The organism is Bifidobacterium saguinibicoloris (assembly GCF_019331725.1).
Taxonomy (GTDB): Bacteria; Actinomycetota; Actinomycetes; order Actinomycetales; family Bifidobacteriaceae; genus Bifidobacterium; species Bifidobacterium saguinibicoloris.
The window spans coordinates 245,144-253,844 of the sequence record NZ_JAHBBF010000002.1 but is presented as its reverse complement, the minus strand read 5'-3'; the positions used below and the strand labels follow the sequence as shown (position 1 = coordinate 253,844).

The following is an 8,701-nucleotide window of genomic DNA, read 5'->3' as shown; positions in this document are numbered from 1 at the left end:
ATTGAAGATTTGCGGCGGTCATGGCCAGGGTGAGACGCCCGGTCCCATTCCGAACCCGGAAGCTAAGGCCCTGCACGGCGATGGTACTGCACCCGACAGGGTGTGGGAGAGTAGCACGCCGCCGCATTCATACTCACGAGGACCCCCGGTCGAGCACCACGCTCCCAGGGGTCCTCTTCACATATACACGCCCAAACACACACGCCGACCGGACACCAAACCCGGACCCACCGCAACGAACGCGACGAAACCGGCAACCATCGCACGCCGCCGGCAGCGAAGCCACCCACACAACCAAACCCACGCATACGACATCGACGTCGTCATCGGCATCACGCAAGTGCACCTGCCGGATGGGGAGGGAAAAGCCAAAAGAGAAGGCATCGAAGGAAAAGCGTCGAACCGTGAAAGCGCCTGTCGGCGCAAGGGCCGCTCGCGGCGGCAAAAAATGGAGCCCGGGGCTTAAGCACGGCCCGACGCGGATAACAGTATAACCCACTATTCCAGTTTGCCGCGCCGCCACAGGTTCGCGGCGTGCTGGAAATCCTTTGCGGTGACCAACAGATTCGCCGCCGTATGCATGAGCCGCGCCGCACGGGTGGCGTGCCGTTTCGCATGCTCGGCAGCGGAATCGGCGGCGGAGTCGGACGAAACGGACGCAGCAGCCGCAGCGGATCCAACAGACCAATCGGACGAACCGGACGCAACGGACGGGCCGGAGCCGGCGGCCAAATCGCCGGCCATATCGGCCAGATGCTTCGCCTCCACACGCAACCCCAACGCCACCACATCGGTGAACGCGGCCGCACGCTCCATCGCCACCGCGAAATCGCCGGTGAACGCGCCGGACAGAATCGAATCGGCGAGACGCACGATGTCGTCCTCAGTGGGCGCCTGATCCACGCCGGCGATGGCGGATGCGGACGTCGCCACCGGCTCGCCCACGCGCCACAGACGCGCGATGGCATCACGATGCGCACGCATCCACGCGCGCAGCATGTACAGACGCCACAGCACGCCCGGCAGTGAATCGGACGGGCTGGAACTCCACAACTCGGCGATCTCGTCCACGCCTTCGCGCTCCACTATCGTGAGCACGCGCTCCACCACCATCGGATCCTCGCTGTGACGGACCCGGTCCAACAGCGCGGCGGCGGAGGAATGCGCGATCTCGTTCACCACGCCCGGGTCGGCGCCGCCGGACATCTGGTCGAGCAACGCGGGCGCGAGCTGTCCAGGACGGGAAGGACGCGGCGCGGAACCCGGCGTGGGGATGAAACCCGTGCGGGAGGCCCGCACCGAACCGGTGCCGGGCGTGGAGAAACCGGAGGAATAGCTAGTAGACAAGCGGACTGACCTTCTGTATGTCGATGATGCGGGGGCCTTCGGGCGTGGGGATGACGAACAATGCCAGCGCATTGCCCGTAGGCATGTACGGCGACTTGGCGATGAGACGCTTCGCGAGCGTCTCGAAGGCGCACAGGCCGCGCAGATGCCCGAATATACCACCGATCACCGGCCGGTGCATGCAGATGGCGGTGGGGATGCGCCCTGTGAGCGCGAAGTCGATCTCGGAACGGAAGCATTCCCATGCCGCCTCGGGGTTGCGGGCGAACGCGTCCTCGGTGAGCGGCGGCAGCTTGACCATGTCGCGCCCGGTCTGCCAGGAGAACATTTCGAGGGTCTCCATGCATCGCGTCCACGGCGAGGTGGACAGGCGTACCGGGTTGAAGCATGCGAGTTCGTAGTTGAGCGCGAACGCGGCCGCCGCGCCGCGCGGCGTGATGGGACGGTTCGCGTCCGTGCCCTTCCACGCCTTGCGTGCTTCGGCCTTGCCATGGCGCACGATGAGGAACGGGACCGCTTCGGCGGCGCCTTCCTCGAGCCGGTCGATGAACAGGGCGAGAATCTCCCTGTCCGTGGAGTGCGTGAGCTGCTTGCGCGCCTTGTCCGGCGTGAGCCAGACGATGTCGTCGATCTCGTCGATGTCCGCCCTGTGCACGGGGCCGAACGCGCCGGTGCGTTTGAGGTTCTCCACGGGGCTGATGGCGGTGGCCATCCAGAATTTGATGTGCTTCGTATTGGCGTTGGCGGCGTAGTTCTTGGTGTGGCGCTGTTTGCTGCCCTCTTCGGACTGCGGGTATTCGATATCGCCCAGATACGGTCCGAGGGCCACCGGGATGCCGGTCTCCTCGCCGATTTCACGGACCGCCGCATGCCGGTGCGATTCGTTCGGGTCGAGTTTGCCTTTCGGCCAACTCCAGTCGTCGTATTTCGGACGGTGGACGAGACAGAGTTCGATGTCGTCGAACAGCGGTTGGATGTGATGCTGCGATTCCGATGGTGCGTCCGATGTGTCCGATGCTGCGTTTGGTGCACCCGATGTGATGTCCGATGATGCGGTTCGTTGGATGACGTCGTCGGCGACGTCGTTCGTTGGCTTGCGGTGCCGATACAGGATACCGCCCGCCGCTTCAATGATTTTGCCCATGTTCCTGCCCACCCTTCGTATTGTACGCATACCCTACGTAGTTTGCCGCCAAAGACGCATGAAGGCCGACCCGTCGGATATCGGGTCGGCCTTCATGCGTCTTGACTGTCAATCAGTTCCGGTTGCGATTATACGCGGTTGCGGAGCGATGCTGTTCACACGTGAATGCAAGTGCGTGGAACTGTTCGTTCAGCTGTGGTTGCCGCGGCGGCGCGTGTGCTTGCGGATCAGGTACTCCTGGCAATCCACCAGCGGGCGGCCTTCCTCGTCCTTCGAGTGACGCTCGTAGGAGCCGTCCGGCAGCATGTGCCAGCTGGACGTGGAATCAGCCATCTGCAGGTCGATGTAGTCGATGAGCTCCTGCACCTGCTCGGGGGCGGTGATGCGCACCAACGCCTCGACGCGACGGTCCAGGTTGCGGTGCATGAGGTCGGCCGAACCGATCCACACCTCCGGGCCGGACATCGGGCCTTCTCCGATCTGCGGGCCGTCAGAGTTGCAGAAGGCGTAGATGCGGCTGTGCTCGAGGAAACGGCCGAGAATCGAACGCACGCGGATGTTCTCGGACAGGCCGGGCACGCCGGGCTTGAGCGAGCAGATGCCGCGTTCGACGATGTCGATCTTCACGCCGGCCTGCGAGGCACGGTACAGGGCGTCGATGGTCTTCTCGTCCACCACCGAGTTCACCTTGATCTTGATCCACGCCTCCTTGCCGGCGCGTGCGGCGTCCTCCTCGCGGCGGATGCGCTGGATGAGGCCGGTGCGGATGGTGCGGGGCGCCACGAGCAGACGGTGGAAGCTGGACTTCGGCGCGTAGCCGGACAGCTGGTTGAACAGGCGGGTGAGGTCCTGTCCGACCACCGGGTCGCAGGTGAGCAGGCCCAGATCGGTGTAGATGCGGGCGGTCTTCGGGTTGTAGTTGCCGGTGCCCACGTGGCAGTAGCGGCGCAGGCCGTCGGCTTCCTGACGCACCACCTCGATGAGCTTGCAGTGGGTCTTGAGGCCCACGATGCCGTACACCACGTGCACGCCCGCGCGTTCGAGCTTGCGGGCCCACGCGATGTTCGCGTCCTCGTCGAAGCGGGCCTTGATCTCCACCAGAGCCAGCACCTGCTTGCCGGCGTGGGCCGCGTCGATCAGCGCGTCGATGATCGGCGAGTTGGAGCTGGTGCGGTAGAGCGTCTGCTTGATGGCCAGAACCTTAGGATCCGCAGCAGCCTGCGCCAGAAAGGCCTGGACGGACGTGGAGAACGAATCGTAGGGGTGGTGCAGCAGGATGTCGCGCTCGCGGATGGCGGCGAAGATGTCCTGCGCGCGGCTCGATTCGACCTCGGCGATCTGACGGTTCGTGGTCGGGATGAACGGGCGGTTCTTCAAATCCGGACGGTCGATGCCGCCGAGTTCGAACAGCACGGTCATGTCCAACGGCGCCGGCAGACGGTACACCTCATCGGGGCTGACGCCGAGCTGGTCGGCGAGCAGCTGGGAGAGGAACGGGCTGGTCTCGTCGGAGATCTCCAGACGGATCGGCGGTCCGAAGCGGCGGCGCAGCAGCTCCTTCTCCATCGCGTTGAGCAGGTTCTCGGCGTCATCCTCTTCGACGTCGATGTCCTCGTTGCGGGTGACGCGGAAGGAGCGGGCCTCCTTGATGATCATGCCCGGGAACAGGGATTCCAGGTGGGCGATGATGAGGTTCTCCATGGTGATGAAGCCATAGCGCTCCTCCTTGGACTCCTCGTCGGTCATGTCGTCCACCGGCACGAGACGGTTGAGGTTGCCCGGGATCTTCACGCGCGCGAAGTGGGACTTGCCGGAGGTCGGGTTCTCGACGATCACGGCGAGGTTGATGGAGCCGCCGGAGATGTACGGGAACGGGTGGGCCGGATCCACGGCGAGCGGGGTGAGCACGGGGAACACCTGCTGGCGGTAGTAGCGGGAGAGGCGCTCCTGCTCGGAGGTGGTCAGCTTGTCCCAGCTCAGCAGCACGATGTGCTGTTCGGCCAGCGCCGGGAACAGCTTGTCGATGACGTAGTGGGCGTGCTCGTTCTGCAGGGCGTGCGACTGCTCGCTGATGGAGCGCAGCAGCTGGCGCGGGCTCAGGCCGGCCGCGGACGGCACGGCGATGCCCGAGTCGATGCGGCGCTTCAGGCCGGCCACGCGGACCATGAAGAACTCGTCGAGGTTGTTGGCGAAGATCGCGGCGAAGCTGGTGCGTTCCAGCAACGGCTGATCCTCGTCCTCGGCGAGCTCGAGGACACGCTTGTTGAACTTGAGCCAGCTCAGTTCACGGTCGAAGAAGCGGTCGGTGGGCAGCGGGGGCTCGCCTTCCAGGGTCTCGCGCCGGTCGTTCTTGTCAGTTTCGGCGATGTGTTCCGCGATTTGGCTTCGCAGAATCGCCTTCGAGGGTGCGTCGAATATCTGTGCCATGTATTTCATCCTAGGCGTTGGAACGGTTGAGGGCCATTGAACGCGCCAAAGTTCAACGCGAGTTCACATTATGGGTGTGCGGGTCCCAGGGGCGGGATCATCCGTCGGGCTCATATGACGAACGAGATGATGGCCGGGACGACGCCGATGCACACGAACGCCGGCAGGAAACACAGCCCAGTGGGGGCGAGCAGCCGTACGGACAGCGTGCCCGCCTCGCGTTCGATGGCGGCGCGCTCGTCCGCGTCGGCCTGCCCCACGGCCAGTGCCAGACGGTCGGTGGGGGAGGCGCCATGCAGCCACGCCTCATCCAGACAGTCGCGTACCGTCGCGGCGTCGCCGCCGTCCGGCGCGCGCGGCCACGCCTCATGCCATGAGGCTCCCCGCAGCAGGGCGGTGCCCGCATGGATGAGCATGCCCGGCAGCGGGTCGATCGCCTCGTCCGGGTTCTCGTCCGGGGCTGTCTCCGATTCCCGGAGCACGGTGCCGACCGTCTCCAAGGCCATCGGAATCGATGTGCCGCGTGCCAACGCGGTGTGAAGCATCTGCAAGGCGAACGGCAGGACGGCCGGACGGGTCGCCTGGTCGGCGAACCCACGCAACAGCCGCCGCGTCCATACCATGCCGGCCGCATACCAAAGCGAACCGACCAGCAGACACGACAGCCCCTGCGGCGTCTCCAACAGAAACGCCAGCGGATGGGCTCCCATGAGCTCGGCCAGCACCACCGTCACCGCGGGCAATGCGGACAACAGGCGGATGGTGGCCTGGGGTGCGGCGAACACCTGCCGTCGCAGCGCGGACGCGCGCCGTTCGCGCCGATGGTCGGAGGCCACCGCCTCCAGACAATGCGAGACTTCGCATCCCAGCCGTCCGCTCAGCCGGCATGCGGCCGCAAGCCGACGCGAGACGCGCGCCACCTCCGCCGCGGACTCGTCCCGTGCGGCGGTGCGCGTCAGCACGCGTTCCACCCGTGATGCCGTCACCCGTGCGGACGCGAACCGTATGCCGCCCTGCTCCTCGAACGCCTCCGTCACGCCTCCGCCGCCACGCGTGCGGGCGATGACCGCCGCGATCGTCGCGTCGATGCCGGGATGGGAGGACGAATCCGACCCGTCAGGCGGTTCGTTCGCGGTTTCCGGCCGGTGCCGTCTCGCCGCCGCACCGGCCCGATGCGACGGCACGCACAACAGCGTCACGGCCGCCACCAACAGCGCCATCGCGGAAGTCAGCATCCAGAACCACATCCGTCTCACCCGCCCGTCATCCAACGGGCGGCGAACCGGGGCCAACCGGGCAGCGTCGCCACCGTGTCGCCGCCATCCCACACCGCCAGAGGGCGTCCCTCCAGGCGACCGTCCCGGTCAATCAACACGCCGATCTGCGCCACCCGTCGCCGGCCTTGGCCGCGCTCCACATGCAATACCGCGTCGAACGCGTCGCACGCCAGCATCGCCGTGGCCTGCGGCGCCAGACCGGCCAGCAGCCCCAACGCCAGCAGACGCGAGGGAACCCGCTCCACGCTGTCCGCGTGCAACGTGGTCAGACCACCGTGATGGCCGGAATTGTAGGCGCGCAGCAGATCGGCGACCTCCTCGCCGCGGCATTCGCCCAGCACCACCCGGTCCGGGCGCATGCGCAGCGTCGCCTTCACCAGATCGGACAGCCCGATGGCGCCCGCGCCCTCCACGTTCGCCTCCCTGGTCACCAGCGACACATGGTTCGCCGATGCCAGGGACCCCAGCTCGCGTACCTCCTCCACGGTGACGACACGCTCCTCGCCGCGGCATTCGCCCAACATGGCCTTGACCAGCGTGGTCTTGCCGGTCCCCGTGCCGCCGGTGACCAGCACGGTGGCGCGCCCGGTCACCAGCCCGTACATCACCGGCAGCCATATGGGCGGGAACATGCCGTGCCTGCACAGGTCCATCAGGGTGGGGGACACACGGTCCGGCAAACGTATCGAAATGGCGGCGCCCCGTGGCACCAGCGGGGCGATCACCGCATGCACGCGGACGCCCAGCACGCTCGATGCGTCCGCGATCGGCTGGGCGTCGTCGAGCCGTCTGCCCATCTGCGCGCACAACCGCACCGCGTACTCGCGCACCACCTCGGGGGAGCGGAACGGCACACGTGGGTGATGTTCGCGCATGCCCTCGCCGCGATCCGCCCATACGCGGCCGTCGCAGGTCACCGCGATGTCGGTGACGTGGCGGTCCTGCGCCAGCTCTTCGAGCGGGCCAAGTATCGGCTCCATGGTGCGGCTCCTTTCTTCGATGCCGGGTTTCGGATGATTCGCGTGGCTCGGGCCGTATCGGGCCGCCCTGCGATGGTCACGTCACCATTGCGGCTCGATGCCGAGCGCCTCGGTGATGTGGACCGCGATGGCCTCGCAGACGCGTCTGTTGCGGCGCGGGACGGCCCGTATGCCGAGGCCGGCGAGCAGGTCCGCGCATAATGCGGGTGCGCATCGCAACGGACCGAGCACATCGTCGTCCAGATAGGCGATGGCGTCCGCGGTGGACAACGCGTCCGCGGCGGACCTGCGCGGCGCCCCCTGTGGGTCCGCGCCGACAAGGAGCGGTGCGTCTCCTCCATGACGCCCGATCGCGGCGATGTGCGCCTTCGCGCGGACCATGCCCAGAACCGACAGCTCCGTCAGGACAATGCGTCTCGAACCGGCCAGCAGCGGCGTCTCCTCCAGCGTGCGTCCGCGTCCGGCGTCGACGAGCACCACGTCGTTGGTTTCGCCCAACGCCTGCGCGGCGGCCTCCAGCTCCCACCATTCGGGGGCGTCGCCGCGCCACGGTGTGTGCGCCAGCACGCCCATGTCCTCCCAATGCGGCAGCTCCTGACCGAGGGCCTCGCCTTCGATGCGTCCCAGCGGGGCGTCGAGGTCCTGCAACGTGAGCCCGGGCTCGTGTTCGATGCCCAGCAGGACGCCGAGGCCGCCACCGTCCAGGTCGGCGTCCAGCAGCGCGCACCGCAGGTCGCGCGCGTGGAGCGTGAGCGCGATGAGGGCCGTCAGCGTGCTGGTGCCCACGCCTCCGCTGGGCGAGGTGAACACGATGAGGTTGTCGGCCTTTCCGGATGCGGAAGCTTCCGCGGAGGTCCCAGGTCCGGCGTCGCCACGTGGAGTCTTGGAGCGCGCTGGGATGCGTGTGGGTGTGCGCCGCATACGTTTGGTGGTGCGTTCGGCCGCGCCTTTGGAGGTGCGTGGCGTGCGTGCGATCCCCCGCGCGGTGTCGCCGACGTCCCGTTTCGGCTGTCCTGCGGCATGCCGGCGTGATGTCGGCGTCGACGATTGCGGGCCGGCCGATGCGGATGGTGCGAGGGTGCTTCGCGCATAGTGCCGTTGCGGTGTGGGACGTCGGGCCGAGACCACGGCGCGTGGCGGGGCGGGGGCGGCGACCTCCGTGGATGTGGGCGTGTACGCGGGCGCCGCGATGATGCCGGCGTCGCCGGTGTGCTCGGCGGTGCTGGGCAAGGTGTTGGCGCCGCGGGATGCGGGCGGCGTGTCCGGCAAAGCCGGAAGCGGGGGAGGTAGTGCGGGCCTTGCCGGCGTCTTCGCCGGTGCCGGTCTGGTCGAAGTGATGCTCCGGGCGATGGACCTGCCGGGAGAGGGGTGTAGTGAGTGGCTCATGCTTCGATTGCAGCTCATGGCCGGGCATGACGGCAAGCTGTACGGGCAATGTGGACGGAGCCCCCCGTGTTATCCACAACGCGGCGTGTCATCCACAGAAAATGTGGATAACCGTGGCTGGTGGCTGGTGGCTGGTGGCT

The 8,701-nt window shown here is 67.1% G+C and carries 6 protein-coding genes and 1 rRNA gene; 1 reads left to right on the top strand and 6 read right to left on the bottom strand.

Features of this window, described 5'->3' with window-relative positions; genetic code table 11:
• Positions 1 to 10 precede the first annotated feature (10 nt).
• A 5S ribosomal RNA gene (gene rrf / locus KIH78_RS02840) occupies positions 11 to 127 on the top strand.
• Between the two features lie 371 nt (positions 128 to 498).
• On the opposite strand, the gene KIH78_RS02835 is transcribed toward rrf, so the two are convergent.
• The 6 genes from KIH78_RS02835 to KIH78_RS02810 form a co-directional block, all read right to left on the bottom strand.
• Positions 499 to 1,419 (bottom strand): hypothetical protein, encoded by a 921-nt coding sequence (locus tag KIH78_RS02835; protein WP_420830093.1) that lies wholly within the window; start codon positions 1,417 to 1,419, stop codon positions 499 to 501.
• Positions 1,337 to 2,491 carry an NUDIX hydrolase gene (locus tag KIH78_RS02830; RefSeq protein WP_219131130.1) on the bottom strand — a complete coding sequence of 385 codons (1,155 nt, stop codon included), beginning with the start codon at positions 2,489 to 2,491 and terminating at the stop codon, positions 1,337 to 1,339. The genes KIH78_RS02835 and KIH78_RS02830 overlap by 83 nt, the downstream gene beginning before the upstream one ends.
• A 189-nt stretch (positions 2,492 to 2,680) precedes the next feature.
• Positions 2,681 to 4,918, bottom strand: coding sequence for an RNA degradosome polyphosphate kinase (locus KIH78_RS02825; protein ID WP_219131129.1), 2,238 nt, complete (start codon positions 4,916 to 4,918; stop codon positions 2,681 to 2,683).
• Between the two features lie 110 nt (positions 4,919 to 5,028).
• Positions 5,029 to 6,153, bottom strand: a complete 1,125-nt coding sequence (locus KIH78_RS10565) for a type II secretion system F family protein (RefSeq protein ID WP_236034366.1) — start codon at positions 6,151 to 6,153, stop codon at positions 5,029 to 5,031.
• A 17-nt stretch (positions 6,154 to 6,170) separates the two neighbouring features.
• Positions 6,171 to 7,175, bottom strand: coding sequence for an ATPase, T2SS/T4P/T4SS family (locus KIH78_RS02815; RefSeq protein WP_219131128.1), 1,005 nt, complete (start codon positions 7,173 to 7,175; stop codon positions 6,171 to 6,173).
• Positions 7,176 to 7,256: 81 nt separating this feature from the next.
• Positions 7,257 to 8,096, bottom strand: coding sequence for a P-loop NTPase (locus KIH78_RS02810; RefSeq protein WP_236034374.1), 840 nt, complete (start codon positions 8,094 to 8,096; stop codon positions 7,257 to 7,259).
• Between the last annotated feature and the right edge of the window lie 605 nt (positions 8,097 to 8,701).

Coding starts and splice junctions, on each gene's coding strand:
- KIH78_RS02835 (WP_420830093.1), bottom strand. CDS start 1,419: ATGCGCTGGCATTGTTCGTCATCCCCACGCCCGAAGGCCCCCGCATCA.
- KIH78_RS02830 (WP_219131130.1), bottom strand. CDS start 2,491: ATGGGCAAAATCATTGAAGCGGCGGGCGGTATCCTGTATCGGCACCGC.
- KIH78_RS02825 (WP_219131129.1), bottom strand. CDS start 4,918: ATGGCACAGATATTCGACGCACCCTCGAAGGCGATTCTGCGAAGCCAA.
- KIH78_RS10565 (WP_236034366.1), bottom strand. CDS start 6,153: ATGCTGACTTCCGCGATGGCGCTGTTGGTGGCGGCCGTGACGCTGTTG.
- KIH78_RS02815 (WP_219131128.1), bottom strand. CDS start 7,175: ATGGAGCCGATACTTGGCCCGCTCGAAGAGCTGGCGCAGGACCGCCAC.
- KIH78_RS02810 (WP_236034374.1), bottom strand. CDS start 8,096: ATGCGGCGCACACCCACACGCATCCCAGCGCGCTCCAAGACTCCACGT.